The following is a 19,330-nucleotide window of genomic DNA, read 5'->3' as shown; positions in this document are numbered from 1 at the left end:
TAGGGGTGAGGTGGTGCGGGTCAGGACGAGACGAGGGCGTCGTCGAGCGACGCGGCCGGGACGGCGGTGGTGGAGGGGCCGGTGATCTCCAGCGAGAGCACCGTCGCGGAGCCCTCGCCGACGAAGGCGCCGACGCGACCGTCGGTCCGGTCGTAGAGGCGCGTGCTGAGGGTCACCGAACCGTCGACGGTGGCGACGCACAGGTCGCCGTCGACGACGACCTCGAGCCGGTGCGGGCCCGGATCGAGCGTCACCGGGCGCTCGAGCTCGATCACGTGGGGGGCGTCCCCCGAGATCTGCCACTGCTCGCCGCCCGTCCGGCGGCGGGGCCAGCGGTCGAACACCAGACGGTTCCGTCGCGGCTCGAGGCGCAGGACGTAGGCCTCGTCGCCGTCCGCGCTCGCCCGGAGCAGGAGGCCGCATTCCGTCGTCCCGGGGGCGATGTCGAAGACGGCGTCCACGCGGAACGCGGCGGGGAGGTCGGTTGGGAGGACGAGGTCGGCGTACCCGTCGGGGGCCGACAGGACCGTTCCGGATGCCGACGAGCCGAGGCGCTCGCCGAAGCTGGCGGAGAACTCCAGCGGCGGATGGAAGCGCAGCGAGCCGTCGGCGTTCTGCTCTGCTTCAAGAACCGAGAGCGTCCCGGCCCACTGCCACGCGCCGTCGTCGCGGCCTCCTTCGCGGGAGGAGATCCATCCGAAGAAGAACCGGCGACCGTCGCGGGCGGCGGATTTCGCGGCGTAGTAGGCCCGTCCGTCGATCGTGTCGTTCTCGGGCACCCGCCACGGGCCGTGGAGGCTGCGCGAGACGCGATAGCGCGTGGTGAAGGACTCGCTGAACTCGGAGTACACGAGATACCACCACCCGTTCCACTCGAAGACCTCGGGGCATTCGTGGGCGATGTAGCGGCGCGGGTCCCAGAAGGGCTCGGCGGCCTCCCACGTGCGAAGGTCGTGGGAGACGCACTGCGCGATCACCCCGCGTCGCCGCTCGGGGCCGCCGGTGTGACGCGCCGTGACCAGCATGCGCCACAGGCCGGCCTCGTCGTCGCGGAAGACGAAGGGATCGCGCCAGTCGGCGGTCTCGTAGCCCGGGGTCGCGCCGAAGGTGTCATCGGGGTGGCGGACCCACGTGCGCATCCCGTCGTCGCTGGTGGCGTGCAGGACGACCTGGAGCGGTAGGCCGTCCGCGCCGATCCGTTCGGGGTTCTGCCCGGTGTAGAAAACGTGGTGGATGCCGCCGTCCACGACGACGCTGCCGGTGTAGACGTTGAAGTCCGCGGCATCCGGCCCTCCGGAGGCGAGCGCGGGACCGGTCTCGACGAAGGTGACGAGATCGTCGGTGACGACGCGGTGCCACGGCATCCCGATCCTGGGGACCTGCCGCGATTCGTGCAGGTAGAACAGGTGGAACCGGCCGTCCTCCTCCCAAGGGATGACGTCGCCAACCCACGCGTTCGGCGGTCGGAAGAACCCTCGCTGGTCCATGCGGATGACTCCTCATCGAGACGATGTCGCCGACGACCGGGGCTGGTTAATCGGTTACGCAGAACCTAGCAAGACTTCACACAGGTGGTCAAGCGGTTAATCAGACGTTTCGTAGTAAACGACGGTGCGCATAACCGGCGCCCCCGCGACGACGCAGATCCCACCGCCCACCGGTGACTGCGGAAAGCCGTCGGGCCCGCGACAAGATGCCGCGGGCCCGACGGGGCGTTCGTGTGGGGGTCGGGTCAGGGGCGACCCATGCCGTAGTAGGTCCAGCCGGCGGCGCGCCAGGCGGCGGCATCCAGGCAGTTGCGTCCGTCGACGACGATGTGGCCGGCGGTCAGTGCGGCGGCGTGCGCCGGGTCGAGTTCGCGGCGGTACTCGTCCCATTCCGTCACGACGATCACGGCGTCGGCATCGCGAAGTGCCTCATCCCGATCTTCGACGTAGGTCAGCTGGGGGTGGATGCGACGGGCGTTCTCGATCGCGGCGGGGTCGGTGAGCGTGACGTCCGCGCCGAGGCCGTGCAGGCGCACGGCCACGTCGAGCGCGGGGGAATCGCGGATGTCGTCGCTGTGCGGCTTGAACGCGGCACCGAGGACGGTCACCTTCTTCTCGAAGACCGACCCGCCCAGCGCCTGGACGGTGAGGTCGACCGCGCGGTCGCGGCGACGGAGGTTGATCGCATCGATCTCGCGCAGGAACGCCACCGACTCGCCGCGGCCGAGTTCCTCGGCGCGCGCCGAGAAGGCGCGGATGTCCTTCGGGAGGCAGCCGCCACCGAAGCCGATGCCGGCGCCGAGGAAACGGCGGCCGATGCGGGCGTCGTGCCCGATCGCGTCGGCCAGGGTCGTCACGTCCGCCCCGGTGACCTCGGCGATCTCGGCCATGGCGTTGATGAAGCTGATCTTGGTCGCGAGGAACGCGTTCGCCGACACCTTCACCAGTTCGGCGGTGGCGTAGTCGGTGACGATGAAGGGAGTGCCCTTGGCGATCGACGGGTGGTAGACCTCGCGCAGCACGTCGGCGGTGCGCGCGCCCTCCTCGGTCGGGCCGCCGTCGGCGCTCGGAACGCCGGCGACGAGGCGGTCCGGGTCGATGGTGTCCTGAACCGCCCAGCCCTCGCGCAGGAACTCGGGGTTCCAGACGAGGGTGGCACCGCGATCGAACACCCGGGGTGCGAGCGACTCGGCGGTGCCGACCGGCACGGTCGACTTGCCCGCGACGATGTCACCCTCGGAGAGGTAGGGGAGGAGGCCGTCGACGGCCGCGTGGACGTAGGTGAGGTCGGCGGCGTATCCGCCCGGCTGCTGCGGGGTTCCGACGCCGATGAAGTGGACCTTCGCGCCCTGTGCTGCGGACATGTCGGTCGTGAAGGACAGACGGCCGGAGGCGATGCCCTCGGTGAGGATCTCCTGGAGGCCGGGCTCGAAGAAGGGTGCTTCGCCCTTCGACAGGGAGGCCACCTTCCGCTCGTCTACGTCGATGCCGACGACTTCGTGTCCGATCGAGGCCATCGCCGCCGCATGGACGGCTCCCAGGTATCCGCAACCAATCACAGAAAGACGCACGGGTCTCCTCCAGCTTCATAGCGAGACGGCACGCGAGTGTCGCGCCGTCGACCCGCGCGGGAGCGCGGGGAGTTCACGCGGCCGTCTCGCCCGGCGCCAGGGCGGCGCGAGCGGTCTTGCCCAGGATCACGAAGTCGCCGACGAGCGTCCAGTTCTCCACGTACGACAGGTCGAGTCGCACGGACTCCTCCCAGGACAGGGAGGAACGTCCGCTCACCTGCCACAGGCCCGTGATGCCGGGCTTGGCGAGGAATCGACGGTGCACATGGTCAGCGTAGAGGGCGACCTCCGACGGCAGCGGCGGCCGCGGCCCGACCAGTGACATCGATCCGCCGATGACGTTGAACAGCTGGGGAAGCTCGTCGAGGCTGAACTTGCGCATGATGCGCCCGATGGGGGTGACGCGCGGGTCGTTCTTCATCTTGAAGAGGACTTCGTTACCGGCATCCCGCTCCTGCTTGGCGAGTTGCTCGAGCAGGTCCTCGGCGTTGACCACCATGGAGCGGAACTTGATCATGGTGAACTCGCGCCCGCGGAATCCGACGCGCTTCTGGCGGAAGAAGACAGGACCCTCGCTCGAGAGTCGAACGGCCATGGCGAGGAACAGCAGCAAGGGGCTCAGCACGATCACTCCGGCGATGCTCGCCACGAGATCGACCGTGCGCTTCAGGAAGACCTGCCCGCGGGAGAACCTCGGCGTCTCGACGTGGATGAGCGGGAGACCGGCGACCGGCCGGGTGTGCAGGCGCGGACCGGCGATGTCGATGATGCTCGGGGCCAGCACGAGGTGCTGTCGACCGGCTTCCAGGCTCCACGAGATCTGCTTCACCTTGTCCGCCGGCAGCTCGTCGGCGCTGGTGACCGCGACGGTGTCGGCACCCGTGACCTGCAGCGCGCGGGAGATGTCTCCCACGTGCCCCATCACGGGGATGTCCGTGCCCGGGATCGTGTCGGCGACTTTGCCGCTCGGCACGCACGCCCCGACGACGCGGTACCCGGCGTTGGGGTTGCGGGCGAACTCCCGAGCCACTTGGGTGACGGAGGGGAGCGACCCGACGAGGAGGACGTTGGCGGAGTATTTGCCCCGCGAGCGCTGCACGACCAGCCACTGCCGCCAGAGCCACCGCGTGAAGATCAGGACCAGGATGCCGACGGGCAAGCTGATCAGCAGGTATCCGCGGGCGACATCGATCTGGGTGAGGAAGGCGATGATCGCGATGGTTCCGAACAGTCGGAAGCTGGAGTCGATGACCCGGATGTACTCCTGCGAGCCCGTGCCCAGCACGCGGTCGCTGCGGGAGTCGATGAACGACAGGGCCCACATCCACGCGACGACGAGCACCGCCGAGAAGACCCAGTAGGAGAGGTCGGTGATCCGACTGTCGCGGCTGGCCGCCACCGCGGCGTTACCGGTGCCGAACCACGCCAGCTGTGTGCCGTAGACGACCCAGATCAGGGCGGCCAGGTCGGTGAGGATGAGGTTCCGGCGATACCGCTGGCGCCAGCGATCGCGCGTTGAGGTGGCCGAACGGGGAGCGCGATCCAGAAAAGATCCGCGGCTCGGTTCCATCGTCGTCGGGGCATCGTCGATGGCGACGACGGTGCTCTGCGACGTCGATGTCGCGCCGACCTTCAGGTCAGACGTCACAGTGCGTAGGCCCCTTTCCCCGGGTGTCCCGGATCTCGGCTGTCCTGCTGAACGATAACAGCCCGAACTCACCCCGTGAATCACCCCTGGATGAACGAATTGTTTCCTGGGGGTCGGGAGGCTTCGCCTGGGGTTTCCCCAGATGACGGCCGTGTCCACCGATCGGGGGACACGGCCGTACGGACGATGGGTGGGACCGCATCCACACAGGAGCGTCGGCGTCAAGAGCCACCCGTGGCATGCTCCCTTGGTGTAAGCACTGCCGGGCGCCTAGACTCGACGGCGGTTCGCGGACGCCGGATGCCGACGACCGCGACGCCCGGGGGGACCGCCGATGACACGCACGCGCCGGTCGACTCCTCTCCGGTCTCGGTTCGCGCCCGGAGCCTTGGTCGCCGTCCTCGCCATCGTGCTCCTGGTCGGGGGCTCCATCGTCTTCTCCAGTGCGCTCGGCCTCTGGCCCCTCGGGGCGGCGACCTCGGATGCCGCCCCCGTCATCACGACCTCGCCGAGCGCGTCTCCACCCCCGCGTCTGTCGCCGACGGCGACGCCCGCACCGACCCCTGCGCCGGCGTCACTCTCGACGCCCGCGCCGCCGGTCTCACCCGCGGCTCAGGACTGCGACGGCGAGACGGTCCTGACGATCTGGGCGCATCCGGACGACGACCTCATCTTCGGCAATCCGACGATCTCGGAGGCGCTCGCCGCGGGGCAGTGCGTCCGCACGGTCTTCCTCACGGCGGGTGATGCGGGTAAGGACGTGGGGTACACGCACGCTCGGGAGCTCGGCATCCTGAAGGCGTACAACCAGATGCGCGGTGCGACGGGACTGTGGGACTCCACCGTCGTGACGCTGAACGCGGGACTGCGCCTCGAACGGTTGAGTCCTCAGGGTGATCCGCGGGTATCGGTGATGTTCGTCCGCCTCCCCGACGGCAACATCACCGACGGCGGGTTCCCTTCCACCGCGCACGCCACACTGAGCAAGCTCCTCGCGGGCGGCATCAGCGCGCTCGTTCCCATCGACGGCGGCCCGGCCGTCGACCGCACGCAGCTGTCGGCCTCGCTGTCCGAACTCGCCACCGCACTGCACCCCGTGCGGACGCTGACGCATGTCCCCCGCGGGAGCGCCTACGCCCCCGGTGACCACCCCGATCACTCGGCGGTGGGGACACTCGTGCGCGATTCCATCGGACGTGACGCGGCGGCTGCTCCCGGCATCCGGTACTTCGTGGGGTACCCGTCGAAGGATCTGCCGCGAACACTGGACGGAGCGGTCCTGGATGCCAAGGTCGAGACGTACCGCATCTACGCCCAGCAGGACGATGTGGTCCGCTGTGCCGACCGGGATACGTGCTTGAAGACCCGGAACTTCGGTGAGTGGTTGCGGAGGTCGTACCCCCTCAGCGAGGCCGACCTCCGCATGTCCTGACTCAGTCCTCGGACAGCGCCTCGTCGACGCGGGCCCGGGCCTCACGTTCGGCGATGATGTCGACGAAGTCTTTCACCGGCGCGTCCGCGTACTGGTCGACGGCCGCAACGGCCTCCTCGTGGACGAGCGCCGGCTCGGCATCCGGGAATCGGTCCTGCACGCGGTTCTCGATATCGGCCACGGTCTGTTCGGGATCGAAGTCCTCGTTCTCACGCATCGCGCTGCCTTTCAGTGCTGGAATGTGCCGTGGACGACGGCTCGGCCACGGGTCTGGAACGCCAGGGCGAAGGACACCGCGGCGGGGGTCGCATCGGCATCCACTCCGAGGCTGTCCGCCCCGACCGCGTGCACGACGTAAAAGTAGCGGTGCGGCTGATCCCCTTCGGGCGGAGCGGCTCCGAGGAATCCGGCCTGACCGCCGTCGTTGCGCACGTGGAACGCGCCGGGTGGCAGGTCACCGGCCGCGAACCCGGGAGGAATCTCGCGGAGGTCGGCCGGCAGGTCGACGAGGACCCAATGCCAGAAGCCGCTCGGTGTCGGAGCATCCGGGTCGAAGCACGTGATGGTGAACGAGGCCGTGCCCTCGGGCACGTTCGACCACCGCAGGTGGGGAGAGGTGTTGCCGCCGGCGGCGACCTGGTCGTCCTTCAGGGGCTGCGCATCGGTGACGTCGTCGCTCACGACGTCGAAGGACGCGACCGCGGGGAGCAGGGGATACGGATCGGGGGTCTGGGGGCGGGTCAGATCAACCATGGCGGCACGATAGAAGACGGAGCTGGCCACGGCGGCGGGCTTGCGCCCGGCGCGATCGCTGAGTAATCGGCGGTCCCGGTCGCAGGCGAGCCGTCTGGCGGGTGCTCCCCGCCGATCGACGCGTGCATCCCCGCCCCGGGGTGGGGATGCCGGGTGGCGCGTCGCGGCCCGCGAGCCCGGAAGCGATACCGTCGTACGGTCATCCCGAGCGCCGACGACCCGAACCCGTCGCCGCGCCCGGGCGGGGGACAGGGGACGGAGCGACAGTGCAGGACGACGACCTTTCTGGGGAGGAAGGCGAGACGGGGGACGCGGTGCGCGACCCGCGTCGTATCCGGGTGACCCGGCGAGGCGTGATCATTGGCGGTCTGGCGCTCGTCGGCGTCGGCGCGGGCGCTCTGCTGGTGCGTCAATTGCGGCGCGCGGGGGGTCCGGTGGGGGCGTGGGGCCCCTTGCGTCCGATTCCGGCGCCCACGGCGCCGCCGGTGCGGTCGCCCGCGATCGAATCGCCCGGTCTCGACACCGCAATGACGATCTGGGCCCACGCCGACGACGACATCATCTTCGCCAATCCCGAATTGTCGGACGCGATCGCGGCCGGGACGTGCGTCCGTGCGGTCTATGTGACCGCCGGCGACGCCGGGAAGGGGCTCGAGTACGCCCGCGAGCGGGAAGACGGCATCCGCGCCGCCTACGACCACATGCGCGGCTCCGCGGGTGAGTGGGACGAGCGCGAGCTGCTCCTGGCGAGCGGTGCCCGCGTGACGCGGTTCGTTCCGACCGACGAACCACGCCTCTCCATCACCGTTCTGCGTCTGCCCGACGGCGGGCTCGACGGGAAAGGATTCCCGGCCACGGGAAAGGCCGGACTCACGCAGCTCATCAACGGCGACGTCGGCGAACTCTCCCCGATCGACGGCGGCCCCGCGTACGACCTGCCACGCCTGACCGCGACGTTGGCCGAACTGGTGTCGGCCGCTCAGCCCCGCCGCATCAGCACGAACGTGCCCCACGAGAGCGCCTTCGCCCACGGCGATCACCCCGACCACTCGTGCGTCGGATCGCTCGTCCGCGCCTCGGCGCCGGTCGTCGGCATCGCCCCGGCGCAGATGTCGTACTACCTGGGCTACCCCTCGAAGGATCAGCCGGTCAACGTCGTCGGCGAAGAACTGGATGCCAAGGTCGAGGTGTACCGCACCTACGCGGCCGATGACCCGGTGGTGCGGTGCGCGGAGGCGTCCACGTGCCTCTCGCAGCCCGGTTTCGGCGACTGGCTGCGACGGACCTATCCCAAGTCCGAGGCGGAGCTCCGCCTGTCCTGAGCGGCTTCGCTCAGCCGTTCGACCCGCGCCGGGGGAGCGTGACGCGGAGACGGTAGCCGCCGTCGGGTTCCGGGGAGGCGTCCAGACGGCCGCCCAGGAGCTCGGCACGTTCGCGCAGGCCGCGCAGGCCCGCGCCGCCCGACGGGAGGGCGAGGGCGGGCGCGGTGGGGGCGCCGTTGCGCACGACGACGTCGATCGTGGCGGTCGTCGTGCGCACGCTCACCCGGACGGGTGCGCCGGGGGCGTGCTTGCGCGCATTCGTCAGCCCCTCCTGCACCGTGCGGTACACCGCGCGCTGCAGCGGCGGGGCGAGGTCGGCGGGAGTATCGGTGATCAGCTCGGCGGGGAGTCCGCTGTCGGAGACCAGGCGCGGAAGGTCGTCGAGCGTCGGCTGCGGCTTGTCGCCACCGGTGGGCGCGCCGTCGGCGCGCAGCACGCCGACCATCTGCCGCAGCTCGTCGAGGGTGCGCACCGCGAGGGAACGGATGACCCCGGCCGCGGTCCGGGCCGCAGGGTCCGATGACGAGACCTGCAGCGCTCCCGCCTGCACGGCGATCAGGCTCACCTGGTGGGAGACGACGTCGTGCATCTCCCGCGACAGGCGGGTGCGCTCGCGTCGCAGGACATCCTGCTCGTCGCGGAGACGCTCGGCCGCGCGGGCGGCGGAGAGCTCGGCCACGCGGGCGCTGAGGTCGCGCCGTGTCCGCACCAGGGCGCCGAGGGCGATCGGCGTCGCCGCGTATAGGAGCGCGTAAAGGAGCGACGGGGCGAGGTAGTCCAGTTCCGGCAGCTGCCAATCGGGCAGGAGGAAGCACGCGTAGGTCACGGCCCCCGCCGCGAGGACGGGCGGCAGGCGCCGCTCGCGGACGGCGACGGAATACAGCGCGATCGGGGCGGCGATGGTCATGGCATCCACGACCAGTCCGGGGAGAACGAGGGCGAAGGCGACCCACGGGAGGCGTCGTCGCACGAGGAGGCCGGCGACCGCGACCGCCGCGACGGCGATCTCGAACGGCGTCCAGATCGGAAGGAGCACGGCGACGTCGACCACCGCCGCCGCGACCAGGGCGAGATCGGTGACGACGGCGAACCAGCGACTGCGCGAGAGGTCTGCCAGCCGCGTGCGCGCGCGGACCGTCACCGGCGGTCGCCACCTCGGCGCGCACGCTCGGCGATGAGCGCCGCCTCGAGTCGCGTCGACACCGACAGTTTCGCCAGGATCGCGCTGACGTGATCCTTCACCGTTGCGCCGCTCAGGTGCAGACGTTTGCCGATCTCCGCATTGGACTCTCCGGTCGGGAGATGCTCGAGGACGTCGCGCTCGCGCTCGGTCAGGAGGGCGACGCGATCCACGGCGTCCGGGTCGGCTGCAGCGGTGTACCCCTCGACGAGCGTGCGCGACACCTGTGGCGACAGCACGACCCCGCCGGCGGCCAGCGAGCGCACCATGGCCGCGAGATGCTCCGGTGGTGTGTCCTTCACGAGGAATCCCAATGCCCCGTCGTGGAGCGCGCGGGCGATGTGCTCGTCGATGTCGAAGGTGGTGAGGATGCCGATGACCGGGCGGTCCGCGTCGTCGCGCAGGTCGGCCAGGACCTCGAGGCCGCTGCGTCCCGGCATCCGGATGTCGAGGAGGACGACATCGGGTCGTTCGCGGCGGATGGTGTCCACGGCCCGGTCGCCGTCGACGGCGGCGACGACCTCGATGTCGTCGGCGGCGCCCAGGATGAGTTCGAAGCCCGAACGGACGAGGGCTTCGTCATCGACGACTACCACGCGGATCACGTCTGTCACCCTACGACGGGGTGGGCCTGGTCGCCTGCCCCGGAACACGGCAGGGGATGCCGGGCAACCGGCATCCCCTGCCCTCGACGGGTCAATCGTCCGAGACGGTGACCGTCACCTCGATGTTGCCGCGCGTGGCGTTGGAGTACGGGCAGACCTGGTGGGCCTCGTCGGCGAGCTGCTGGGCCTGCTCGCGATCGATGCCGGGGAGGACGACCTCCAGCAGCACGGCGAGCTGGTAGCCGCCCTGATCGTTCGGGCCGATCTGCACGCGACCGCCGACCGACGAGTCCTCGAGCTTGAGCTTGTGGCCGCGAGCGACGGCGTGCAGCGCGCTGTGGAAGCAGGCCGCGTAGCCGGCGGCGAAGAGCTGCTCGGGGTTCGTGCCGTTGCCGGAGCCGCCCATCTCCTTCGGGACGGCGACGTTCAGGTCGAGCTGGTCGCCGGCCACGACGTGGCCGTTGCGGCCTTCGCCGGTGGACAGGGCTTCAGCGGTGTAGAGGACGTCCATGGGTGGGGTTCCTTTCATCGGGACGAACGGATGCCGGGAGGCAGGCGTGGAGGGACCGGGTGCGGAGGGCGCCGCGGTGGTCAGGTGTGGATCTGTCCGCCCACCGCATCGAGCACGGTCTGCGGGTGGTCGCGTAGGTCACGCATGGCGACCGTCAGCTGGTGGAGGGCGCGGATGAGTTCGTGGGCGCTGTCGGCGTCGGGGATGCCGGATCCCACGGCGATGCATCGCGGGACGTGGGCGAGTTCGTCGCGCATCTCCCGCCCGCGCTCGGTCAGGGAGACGGTCACGACGCGCTCGTCATCGGTGCGGCGTTCTCGCCGGACGTATCCCGCCGACTCCATGCGGGCGAGCATCGGCGAGAGCGTGCCGGAATCGAGCTGCAGCGCCTCACCCAGCCCACTCACGGTCTGGTCGCCGTCGTTCCACAGCGTCACGAGCGCGAGGTACTGGGGATAGGTGAGGTCCCACGGATCGAGGAGGACGCGGTAGGCCTGGGTGGTGGTCCGGCTGGCGGCGTACAGCGCGAAGCAGACGAGGGAGTCGACGGCGGGCATGGCCTAAGGGTTGCACACAATTCAATTGTGCACAATGTGAATCGGAGGGAGTCTCCGAAGTCAAGCCCTGCCGTTCGAACGGGTGCACCCGCACCATGGGTCGCATGACCCCCCGCAGCGACGCGAGCGCCGTTTCCCCGTCGGGCTTCGTGTCCGACGGGGATCGCGACGTCCTCGCCATCAACGGGCATCAGTTCGACCTCGGTCTACTGAGCCCCCCCGGCCTCGTCGAGCCGATCTGACGGCCGTCGAATCACCCGTCGGCGTTCAGGACCGCGCCGTCGTCGACCGCGACCGCGACCTCGCCGCCGTCGGTGAACTCGATCTCCCACGCGGTCTCGGAATCGCGCCGCAGTTCGACCTCGGAGATGCCCCCTTCGCCGCGGTGAGCCGCAGCGGCGATGCGCACGCCGTCCGCAAGCGTTGTGACCGCCGCCGTCACGGCTTCCCTGTCGTCCGCGTCGAGGGCGTCGTCGCGACGATCCGTCACCGTCGGGCCGGACAGGTCGACGTCGATCTCCACTGCCCGGTCGCCGGTGGCGACTTTCACTTCGACCGTGTCGTCGTCGACCTCGACCGCGTAGGCCCGGCCGCCGGCATCCGACTCCGCCAGCACGACCGCGCCGATGATGCGCTCGTACCCGACGTCATTCACCGTCGGCGACGGCGCGCAGGACGTCAGGGCGAGGGCGAGCGCCACGGTCGAGAGGCCGACGGTCGGAACGCGGAGGGATGCCATGGCGGGAGGTTATCGAGCGGAGGCGACCCTGCTGTCGTGATTGCGTCCGCTCGCCCGATATGCCAGTCCCTCTCGCATATCAACTCGCCGGCACGGCGTCAATCGCCCGGGCGCACGCAGGTCGGCCTCGAAGCATGATGGGCATGAGCGAGATCACCGCACACCACGGACTGCTGACCGACATCGACCTCCACGTCGACGACACCGGCGGGGCAGGACGCCCCGTCGTCCTGATCCACGGCTGGCCCCTCTCGGGCGAATCGTGGGCCCACCAGGTGCCTGCCCTCGAAAGCGCCGGCTACCGCGTCGTCACCTACGACCGCCGGGGGTTCGGGCGCAGCGACAAGCCGCGCACGGGCTACGACTACGACACCTTCGCCGACGATCTGCACGCCGTGCTCGAAGCGCTCGATCTCCGCGACACCACTCTCGTGGGCTTCTCCATGGGCGGGGGAGAGGTCGCGCGCTACCTGACCCGCCACGGTACCGACCGGGTGCACAGCGTCGTCTTCGCCGCCGCGGTCCCGCCCTACCTGGCCCAGACCGAGGACAACCCCGAGGGGCCGCTCGATGCGGACACGGCCGCGGGGATGGAGAAGGGGCTCAAGGACGACGAGAAGACCTTCTACCACCAGTTCACGACCGACTTCTTCTCGGTCGACGGGGCGCTCGCCGTTCCCCCGGCCGAACAGGCCGAGGCGGAGCGTCTCGCGAACCAGGCCGACCACCACGCCGCGCTGAAGTCGATGGAGGCGTTCGCTACGACCGACTTCCGTGACGACCTGCGCAACGTCTCGGTGCCCGCGCTCATCCTGCACGGCGACAGCGACGCGACCGTTCCCTTCGAGGGCTCGGGCAAGCGGACCCACGCGGCGATCCCCGGCAGCGAGCTGCACGTCGTGGGAGGCGCCCCGCACGGTGTCAACGTCAGCCACGCCGACGAGTTCAACCGCGTGCTGCGGGATTTCCTGCAGCGCTGACGCCTCACCGCGCCCTCGACCTCGCCCGCGATCCCGCGGAGGGCGTGTTCCGTGCCCCCGACTCCACCGGCGCCGGGGGCACGGTTGCGTCCCGGAGGCAGGACGCGACCGGTCGCGAGGAGCGCGGCCATGTTTGGTCGTGGCATCCGGATGCCGTAAGCTAACCCTTTGGTGCCCGCCTCACTGCGAGCGGGTTGCCCGAACGTGAGCCCTCCACCGGCCCAGTTGCCCGGCCATCGACCGGAGAACCGACCACCGGAGCGGGATTCACGAACTCCTCCGTTCGATCAAGAAAGCAGCACTACTGTGACGCGCACTTTCACCCCCAAGGCCGCAGAGGTCACGCGCGAGTGGGTCGTTATCGACGCCACCGACGTCGTCCTCGGCCGCCTGGCCTCGCACGCGGCGGCCCTCCTCCGCGGCAAGCACAAGGCGACCTTCGCCAACCACATCGACTCGGGTGACTTCGTCATCGTGATCAACGCCGAAAAGGTCGCGCTCACGGGTCAGAAGCTCCAGAAGAAGATGGCCTACCGCCACTCGGGCTACCCGGGCGGCCTCAAGTCGGTCAGCTACGAGGAACTCCTCGAGAAGAACCCCGTCCGCGCGGTCGAGAAGGCCATCCGCGGCATGCTGCCCAAGAACAGCCTCGGCGCGGCCCAGCTCAAGAAGCTCAAGGTCTACCGCGGCGCCGAGCACCCCCACGGTGCCCAGCAGCCCACCGCGTACACCTTCGACCAGGTCGCCCAGTAAGCGCCGCCGGATAAGGACGAAACAGTGTCGAACATCGACCCCAGCAACTACAGCACCGAGACGCCGGCCGAGCAGACCGCCGTCGCCACCGAGCGCCCCGTGCTCTCGGTCCCGGGCGGGGCCGTCGGCCGCCGCAAGCAGGCCATCGCCCGCGTGCGTCTGGTCCCCGGCTCCGGCACGATCACGGTCAACGGCCGCACGATCGAGGACTACTTCCCGAACAAGCTCCACCAGCAGCTCATCAACGACCCGTTCACGGTTCTCGAGCTCGCTGGCGCCTACGACGTCATCGCCCGCATCTCCGGCGGCGGCCCCTCGGGCCAGGCCGGTGCGCTGCGGCTCGGCATCGCTCGCGCGCTCAACGAGATCGACGCCGAGAACAACCGCCCGGGTCTGAAGAAGGCCGGCTTCCTCTCGCGCGACGCCCGCGTCAAGGAGCGCAAGAAGGCCGGTCTCAAGAAGGCCCGTAAGGCGCCTCAGTACTCCAAGCGCTGAGTTCGACGCTCCGGATGCCTCTCTTCGGCACGGACGGGGTGCGGGGGCTGGCCAACGGCCTCCTCACCGCCGAACTTGCGCTGCACCTGGCCCAGGCGACCGCGGTCGTCCTGGGCCAGGGCCGTTCGGCGGAGGCGCGGAAGGCCGAAGGCCGCCGCCTCACCGCTGTCGTCGCGCGCGATCCACGGGTCTCGGGCGAGTTCCTGTCGGCGGCGGTCGCCGCGGGCCTGGCCTCGTCGGGCGTGGATGTGCTCGACGCCGGCGTCATCCCGACCCCGGCGACGGCGTTCCTCATCGCCGACCGTGACGCCGACTTCGGCGTCATGGTCTCCGCGTCTCACAACCCCGCTCCCGACAACGGAATCAAGATCTTCGCCCGCGGGGGCACCAAGCTTCCCGACATCGTCGAGGAGCGCATCGAGCGCGCCCTCGAGTGGGAGCGGCTGCAGCCCACCGGCGCGGGTGTCGGACGCATCCGTCGCTTCGCCGACGCGGAAGACCGGTACGTCGTGCACCTGCTCGGCTCGCTTCCGCACCGGCTCGACGGCATCCATGTCGTCCTCGACTGCGCGCACGGCGCCGCCGCGGGAGTCTCCCCCGAGACGTTCCGTGACGCCGGTGCGACGGTGACGGTGATCGGTGCCGACCCCGACGGGCTGAATATCAACGACGGCGTCGGTTCGACGCACCTCGACGTGCTCGCCGAAGCCGTGGTGCGCCTGGGGGCCGACGTCGGCATCGCCCACGACGGCGACGCCGACCGATGCCTCGCGGTGGATGCCGAGGGCACTGTCGTCGACGGCGATCAGATCATGGCGATCCTGGCCGTGGCGATGAAGGAACGCGGAGCGCTGGCGCACGACACCCTCGTCGCGACCGTCATGAGCAACCTCGGACTGCATCGCGCGATGGCGGAGCACGGCATCCAGGTGAAGCAGACGGCCGTAGGCGACCGCTACGTGCTCGAGGCGATGAACGAGGGCGGGTACTCGCTCGGCGGTGAGCAGTCCGGCCACGTCATCATGAGCGAGTTCGCCACGACCGGCGACGGGCTCCTCACGGGTCTGCACATCGTGGCCGAGATGGCCCGGCAGAACAAGACGATGGCCGAGCTCGCCGCGATCATGACCGTGTACCCGCAGGTGCTCGTGAACGTCCGCGGTGTCGATCGCGACCGCGTGTCCGACGACGTCGTGCAGGAGGCGGTCCGCGCGGCGGAGGCCGACCTGGGCGACTCCGGCCGTGTGCTGCTGCGCGCCTCCGGCACCGAGCCTCTGGTGCGGGTCATGGTCGAGGCCGCGTCCGAGGACGTCGCCCGCACCCACGCCGACCGTCTGTCCGAGGTCGTGCGCGAGCGCCTCGCGCTCTGACGCGCGCTGCGGTTCGGAACGCCGGAACGCGCCCCAAGCCAGAGGATGCTGCGGTCGCGGCAGTGAGGTGGGTCAGAACTCCAGCGACTCGATGTAGCGCAGCAGTACTCCCTCGCGCAGAGCCCACGGCGAGACCTCGAGCTCGTCGACGTCCATCGCCTTCATGGCCCGCTCGACCACGACCGCGGCGGCGACGATCTGGAACGTGCGGTCGGCGGTGATCCCGGGCAGCGCCTCGCGGGCGTCCGCGGGGATGCGCGCGAGGCGCGGGATCCAGTCCTTCAGCTCCCTGCGGGGCAGCACCATGCGGTCGATGCCCGACCAACCGGGCACGGGGTAGCCGGCGAGCTTCGCGAGCGAGCGGATCGCCTTCGACGACCCGATCACGTGATCCGGGCGCGGAAGAGTGGCGAATCGTTCGGCGACGGGGGCGAGGACGGATGCCGCGTGCCGACGCAGCGCGTCGATCTCGTCCTCGCTGGGCGGGTCGTGCGGGAGGAACTGCACGGTCGAGCGGCCGGCGCCCAGCGGCACCGACTCGGCGAGCTCGGGCAGTTCGTCGGCGCCACCCGCGATCTCGAGCGACCCGCCACCGATGTCGAACAGCAGGATCTGTCCGGCCGACCAGCCGAACCAGCGGCGGACCGCGAGGAACGTGTACCGCGCCTCGGTTTCGCCACCCAGCACCTGCAGGGGCTGGCCCAGGACGTCCTCGATGCGGGCGATGACCTCTTCGCCGTTGGTCGCCTCCCGGACCGCGGAGGTCGCGGTGGCCAGCAGTTCGTCGACGCCCTCCGCGCGCGCCCTCTCGCACGCCTGGGTCACGGCATCCACGAGGCCCGTCACCCCCTCGGGCGAGATCGAGCCGTCGGGTTCGAGGTAGCGCATGAGACGCAGCACCGAGCGGTGCGACGTCGTCGCGGTGGGCCGACCACCGGCGCGCGCATTCGCGACCAGCAGGTGGACGGTGTTGGAACCGATGTCGAGAACGCCGAGTCGCACGCTCCGAGCGTACTGGGGGCTCACGGGTAGCATGGGCGGGTGTCCGCCGCTGAGACCGCCGCTCCCGCACCGTCGCTGAGCCCCTACCGCCAGATCGATCGTGCCGAGTGGGCCCGGTTGGCCGGGGGCATCGAGCAGCCCCTCACCGAGACCGAGGTCGTGCAGCTGCGAGGAATCGGTGACCGGCTCGACCTGCGCGAGGTCGCCGAGGTGTACCTGCCGCTCAGCCGGCTGCTCAGCCTGTATGCCCGCGCCACCCGACGCCTCGGCGCCGACACGAGCGAGTTCCTGGGCGAATCGGATGCCACGACCCCCTTCGTCATCGGGGTCGCGGGCTCCGTCGCGGTGGGGAAGTCCACGATCGCGCGCCTCCTGCGCGAGTTGATGAGCCGCTGGCCCGACACCCCGCGCGTCGAGCTCGTGACCACGGACGGCTTCCTCTACCCGAACGCCGAACTCGAGCGCCGCGGCCTGATGGACCGGAAGGGCTTCCCCGAGTCGTACGACCGCCGCGCCCTGGTGGAGTTCCTGAGCGAGGTGAAGTCCGGTGCGGAGGAGGTGCGGGCACCGTTCTACTCGCACGTGCGGTACGACATCATGCCCGACGCGCACGTCACGGTGCACCGCCCCGACGTCGTCATCGTCGAGGGGCTCAATGTGCTGCAGCCCCCGCCCACGCCCAACGACGTCGCGGTCAGCGACCTGTTCGACTTCTCGATCTACGTGGATGCCGATGCGGCCCACATCGAGCGCTGGTACGTCGATCGCTTCCTGGCGTTGCGGGACAACGCCTTCACCAACCCGACGTCGTTCTTCCGCGTCTTCGCGGACATCAGCGACGAGGAGGCGGTGTCGCGCGCGCTCGGGTTCTGGCGCGAGATCAACCTGCCCAATCTCGAGGAGAACGTTCTGCCCACCCGTCACCGGGCCAAGCTGGTGCTGCAGAAGGGCGCGGACCACACGGTCGAATCGGTGCTCCTGCGCAAGCTCTGACCCGCCGGCCTGCCGGGGGTTCCCCCAGGCGTCGCCCCGTAGACTCGGAGGCTATGTGCGGAATCATCGGATACGTGGGTCCTCGGCAGAGCCAGGACATCCTGCTGGCCGGTCTGTCGCGGCTGGAGTACCGGGGGTACGACTCCGCCGGCATCGCCGTCATCGACGGCGACGGGGGCCTGGGCATGCGCAAGCGGGCGGGCAAGCTCGCCGTGTTGCGTGACGATCTGGCATCCACGCCCCTCGCCGACGGCACGACGGGGATCGGGCACACGCGCTGGGCGACGCACGGCGGCCCGACGGATGCCAACGCGCACCCGCACCTCGCGGATGACGACAAGCTCGCCGTCATCCACAACGGGATCATCGAGAACTTCGCCGAGCTCAAGAGCGAGCTGGTCGGCGAGGGCGTGGCCTTCCACAGCGAGACCGACACCGAGGTCGCGGCCGCCATGATCGGCCGCGAGTACGTTCGGACCGGCGACCTCGTCGCGGCGTTCCGCGCCGTGGTGTCGCGGCTGGAGGGCGCGTACACGCTGCTCGCGATGCACGAGGACCACCCGGGCCTCGTCGTCGGCGCCCGCCGCAATTCGCCGCTGGTCATCGGCCTCGGCGAGGGCGAGAACTTCCTCGGCTCCGACGTCGCGGCCTTCGTGGAGCACACGCGCAAGGCACTCGCGATCGGTCAGGACGAGATCGTCGCGATCACGCCCGAGGGCGTCGAGGTGACCGACTTCTCCGGTGCTCCCGTCGAGGTCGAGGCCTTCGAGGTCACGTGGGACGCCTCCGCCGCCGAGAAGGGCGGCTGGTCGTCGTTCATGGCGAAGGAGGTCTCGGAGGAGCCCGAGGCGGTCGCCAACACCATCCGCGGTCGCATCCACGAGGGTCGCGTCGAGATCCCCGAGCTCGACGGGATGGACGCGTTCCTCGCCGACATCGATCGCATCCTCGTCATCGCGTGCGGCACCGCCGCGTACGCCGGCATGGTGGGCAAATACGCGCTCGAGACCTGGACGCGGGTTCCGGTCGACGTGGAGCTCGCGCACGAGTTCCGCTACCGCGATCCGGTGCTCTCGCCCCGCACCCTCGTCGTCTCGATCAGTCAGTCCGGCGAGACGATGGACACGCTCATGGCCGTGAAGTACGCGCGCTCGCGCGGAGCCAAGACGCTGTCGATCTGCAACACGCAAGGGGCGACGATCCCGCGCGAGTCGGATGCCATCGTCTACACGCACGCCGGGCCCGAGGTCGCCGTCGCCTCGACGAAGGCGTTCGTCGCGCAGATCACGGCGATCTACCTGCTGGCGCTGCACGTCGGTCGCGTGCGCGGCGCGGTCGACCCCGTCGTCGCCGTCGAGGCCGTGACGGAGCTCGAGGCCGTCCCCGGCAAGATCGCTCGCGTGCTCGAGACCGAGCAGGCGCGGATCGAGCAGCTCGCGCACTGGATGGCCGACACCCGTTCGGTGCTGTTCCTGGGCCGAAACGTCGGGTACCCGATCGCGCTCGAGGGTGCGCTCAAGCTCAAGGAGCTCGCGTACATCCACGCCGAGGGCTTCGCCGCCGGCGAGCTCAAGCACGGTCCCATCGCCCTGATCGAGCCCGGTCAGCCGGTGTTCGTCGTGGTGCCCTCGCCGCGCGGTTCCGCGGAGATGCACAAGAAGGTCGTGTCCAACATCGAGGAGATCCGCGCCCGCGGCGCCCGCGTCATCGCGATCGCCGAAGAGGGGGATGCGGCCGTTCTTCCGGCGGCCGACGAGGTTCTGCGCATCCCGCTCGCCGCTCCGATGTTCGAGCCGCTCCTGGCCGTCGTGCCGCTGCACATCTTCGCCATGGGCCTCGCCGAGGCCAAGGGCCTGGATGTCGACCAGCCGCGCAACCTCGCGAAGTCGGTGACGGTCGAGTAAGACCGGACGTTTTCGGGGCCGGATGCCA

General features: G+C 70.2%; 20 protein-coding genes. 9 read left to right on the top strand and 11 right to left on the bottom strand.

The window, feature by feature from the left end; translation table 11 throughout:
• Positions 1 to 20: 20 nt before the first annotated feature.
• The 3 genes from D8Y23_RS03460 to D8Y23_RS03450 form a co-directional block, all read right to left on the bottom strand.
• A complete protein-coding gene (locus tag D8Y23_RS03460; protein ID WP_128216777.1) occupies positions 21 to 1,487 on the bottom strand; it encodes a family 43 glycosylhydrolase in 1,467 nt (488 codons plus the stop codon).
• Positions 1,488 to 1,732: 245 nt separating this feature from the next.
• Positions 1,733 to 3,058 carry a UDP-glucose dehydrogenase family protein gene (locus D8Y23_RS03455; RefSeq protein ID WP_128216776.1) on the bottom strand — a complete coding sequence of 442 codons (1,326 nt, stop codon included), beginning with the start codon at positions 3,056 to 3,058 and terminating at the stop codon, positions 1,733 to 1,735.
• A 73-nt stretch (positions 3,059 to 3,131) separates the two neighbouring features.
• The gene (locus tag D8Y23_RS03450; RefSeq protein ID WP_205796803.1) at positions 3,132 to 4,706 is read right to left on the bottom strand and encodes a sugar transferase; all 1,575 of its coding nucleotides are present in this window, start codon (positions 4,704 to 4,706) and stop codon (positions 3,132 to 3,134) included.
• A gap of 334 nt (positions 4,707 to 5,040) precedes the next feature.
• Between D8Y23_RS03450 and D8Y23_RS03445 the strand changes: the two genes are divergently transcribed.
• Positions 5,041 to 6,138 (top strand): PIG-L family deacetylase, encoded by a 1,098-nt coding sequence (locus D8Y23_RS03445; protein WP_128216775.1) that lies wholly within the window; start codon positions 5,041 to 5,043, stop codon positions 6,136 to 6,138.
• Position 6,139: 1 nt separating this feature from the next.
• On the opposite strand, the gene D8Y23_RS03440 is transcribed toward D8Y23_RS03445, so the two are convergent.
• On the bottom strand, positions 6,140 to 6,355 hold the full coding sequence (locus D8Y23_RS03440) for a three-helix bundle dimerization domain-containing protein (protein WP_128216774.1): 216 nt from the start codon (positions 6,353 to 6,355) through the stop codon (positions 6,140 to 6,142).
• Positions 6,356 to 6,366: 11 nt separating this feature from the next.
• The gene (locus tag D8Y23_RS03435) at positions 6,367 to 6,891 is read right to left on the bottom strand and encodes a YbhB/YbcL family Raf kinase inhibitor-like protein (protein WP_128216773.1); all 525 of its coding nucleotides are present in this window, start codon (positions 6,889 to 6,891) and stop codon (positions 6,367 to 6,369) included.
• Between the two features lie 353 nt (positions 6,892 to 7,244).
• Here D8Y23_RS03435 and D8Y23_RS03430 point away from each other — a divergent pair, with 353 nt between their 5' ends.
• Positions 7,245 to 8,213 (top strand): PIG-L family deacetylase, encoded by a 969-nt coding sequence (locus tag D8Y23_RS03430; protein ID WP_205796786.1) that lies wholly within the window; start codon positions 7,245 to 7,247, stop codon positions 8,211 to 8,213.
• Between the two features lie 10 nt (positions 8,214 to 8,223).
• Here the strand turns inward: D8Y23_RS03430 and D8Y23_RS03425 are convergent, their stop codons facing one another.
• From D8Y23_RS03425 to D8Y23_RS03410, 4 genes are all read right to left on the bottom strand, one after another.
• Positions 8,224 to 9,354: a sensor histidine kinase gene (locus tag D8Y23_RS03425; RefSeq protein WP_205796783.1), complete on the bottom strand. Its 1,131-nt coding sequence runs from the start codon at positions 9,352 to 9,354 to the stop codon at positions 8,224 to 8,226.
• Entirely contained in the window at positions 9,351 to 9,998 is a 648-nt protein-coding gene (locus D8Y23_RS03420) for a response regulator (RefSeq protein ID WP_128216771.1), read from the bottom strand. Before D8Y23_RS03420 ends, D8Y23_RS03425 begins: the two co-directional genes overlap by 4 nt.
• Positions 9,999 to 10,089: 91 nt before the next feature.
• Entirely contained in the window at positions 10,090 to 10,509 is a 420-nt protein-coding gene (locus tag D8Y23_RS03415; RefSeq protein ID WP_128216770.1) for an organic hydroperoxide resistance protein, read from the bottom strand.
• Positions 10,510 to 10,589: 80 nt separating this feature from the next.
• Complete coding sequence (locus tag D8Y23_RS03410) at positions 10,590 to 11,066, bottom strand: MarR family winged helix-turn-helix transcriptional regulator (RefSeq protein WP_128216769.1); 477 nt, start codon at positions 11,064 to 11,066, stop codon at positions 10,590 to 10,592.
• A 104-nt stretch (positions 11,067 to 11,170) separates the two neighbouring features.
• Here D8Y23_RS03410 and D8Y23_RS16700 point away from each other — a divergent pair, with 104 nt between their 5' ends.
• Positions 11,171 to 11,308, top strand: a complete 138-nt coding sequence (locus tag D8Y23_RS16700) for a hypothetical protein (protein WP_164878121.1) — start codon at positions 11,171 to 11,173, stop codon at positions 11,306 to 11,308.
• 11 nt (positions 11,309 to 11,319) lie between these two features.
• Here D8Y23_RS16700 and D8Y23_RS03405 read toward each other — a convergent pair whose 3' ends face one another.
• Entirely contained in the window at positions 11,320 to 11,805 is a 486-nt protein-coding gene (locus D8Y23_RS03405) for a hypothetical protein (RefSeq protein ID WP_128216768.1), read from the bottom strand.
• Positions 11,806 to 11,948: 143 nt separating this feature from the next.
• Between D8Y23_RS03405 and D8Y23_RS03400 the strand changes: the two genes are divergently transcribed.
• From D8Y23_RS03400 to glmM, 4 genes are all read left to right on the top strand, one after another.
• Positions 11,949 to 12,785 carry an alpha/beta fold hydrolase gene (locus tag D8Y23_RS03400; protein ID WP_128216767.1) on the top strand — a complete coding sequence of 279 codons (837 nt, stop codon included), beginning with the start codon at positions 11,949 to 11,951 and terminating at the stop codon, positions 12,783 to 12,785.
• Between the two features lie 306 nt (positions 12,786 to 13,091).
• The gene (gene rplM, locus D8Y23_RS03395; protein ID WP_128216766.1) at positions 13,092 to 13,538 is read left to right on the top strand and encodes a 50S ribosomal protein L13; all 447 of its coding nucleotides are present in this window, start codon (positions 13,092 to 13,094) and stop codon (positions 13,536 to 13,538) included.
• Between the two features lie 24 nt (positions 13,539 to 13,562).
• Positions 13,563 to 14,033 (top strand): 30S ribosomal protein S9, encoded by a 471-nt coding sequence (gene rpsI / locus D8Y23_RS03390; protein ID WP_128216765.1) that lies wholly within the window; start codon positions 13,563 to 13,565, stop codon positions 14,031 to 14,033.
• 14 nt (positions 14,034 to 14,047) lie between these two features.
• Complete coding sequence (glmM, locus tag D8Y23_RS03385) at positions 14,048 to 15,403, top strand: phosphoglucosamine mutase (RefSeq protein ID WP_128216764.1); 1,356 nt, start codon at positions 14,048 to 14,050, stop codon at positions 15,401 to 15,403.
• A 72-nt stretch (positions 15,404 to 15,475) separates the two neighbouring features.
• Here the strand turns inward: glmM and D8Y23_RS03380 are convergent, their stop codons facing one another.
• Complete coding sequence (locus tag D8Y23_RS03380) at positions 15,476 to 16,405, bottom strand: Ppx/GppA phosphatase family protein (RefSeq protein WP_128216763.1); 930 nt, start codon at positions 16,403 to 16,405, stop codon at positions 15,476 to 15,478.
• A gap of 39 nt (positions 16,406 to 16,444) precedes the next feature.
• Here D8Y23_RS03380 and coaA point away from each other — a divergent pair, with 39 nt between their 5' ends.
• Both coaA and glmS read left to right on the top strand, forming a co-directional pair.
• The gene (gene coaA / locus D8Y23_RS03375; protein WP_128216762.1) at positions 16,445 to 17,398 is read left to right on the top strand and encodes a type I pantothenate kinase; all 954 of its coding nucleotides are present in this window, start codon (positions 16,445 to 16,447) and stop codon (positions 17,396 to 17,398) included.
• Between the two features lie 53 nt (positions 17,399 to 17,451).
• Complete coding sequence (gene glmS, locus D8Y23_RS03370) at positions 17,452 to 19,302, top strand: glutamine--fructose-6-phosphate transaminase (isomerizing) (protein WP_128216761.1); 1,851 nt, start codon at positions 17,452 to 17,454, stop codon at positions 19,300 to 19,302.
• Positions 19,303 to 19,330: the final 28 nt, after the last annotated feature.

This window comes from Microbacterium enclense, from assembly GCF_004022425.1.
Lineage (GTDB): Bacteria > Actinomycetota > Actinomycetes > Actinomycetales > Microbacteriaceae > Microbacterium > Microbacterium enclense_A.
This window is presented reverse-complemented; position numbering and strand designations above follow the sequence as displayed.

Coding starts and splice junctions, on each gene's coding strand:
- D8Y23_RS03400 (WP_128216767.1), top strand. CDS start 11,949: ATGAGCGAGATCACCGCACACCACGGACTGCTGACCGACATCGACCTC.
- D8Y23_RS03410 (WP_128216769.1), bottom strand. CDS start 11,066: ATGCCCGCCGTCGACTCCCTCGTCTGCTTCGCGCTGTACGCCGCCAGC.
- D8Y23_RS03460 (WP_128216777.1), bottom strand. CDS start 1,487: ATGGACCAGCGAGGGTTCTTCCGACCGCCGAACGCGTGGGTTGGCGAC.
- D8Y23_RS03445 (WP_128216775.1), top strand. CDS start 5,041: ATGACACGCACGCGCCGGTCGACTCCTCTCCGGTCTCGGTTCGCGCCC.
- D8Y23_RS03415 (WP_128216770.1), bottom strand. CDS start 10,509: ATGGACGTCCTCTACACCGCTGAAGCCCTGTCCACCGGCGAAGGCCGC.
- glmS (WP_128216761.1), top strand. CDS start 17,452: ATGTGCGGAATCATCGGATACGTGGGTCCTCGGCAGAGCCAGGACATC.
- D8Y23_RS16700 (WP_164878121.1), top strand. CDS start 11,171: ATGACCCCCCGCAGCGACGCGAGCGCCGTTTCCCCGTCGGGCTTCGTG.
- D8Y23_RS03440 (WP_128216774.1), bottom strand. CDS start 6,355: ATGCGTGAGAACGAGGACTTCGATCCCGAACAGACCGTGGCCGATATC.
- D8Y23_RS03405 (WP_128216768.1), bottom strand. CDS start 11,805: ATGGCATCCCTCCGCGTTCCGACCGTCGGCCTCTCGACCGTGGCGCTC.
- D8Y23_RS03435 (WP_128216773.1), bottom strand. CDS start 6,891: ATGGTTGATCTGACCCGCCCCCAGACCCCCGATCCGTATCCCCTGCTC.
- glmM (WP_128216764.1), top strand. CDS start 14,048: ATGCCTCTCTTCGGCACGGACGGGGTGCGGGGGCTGGCCAACGGCCTC.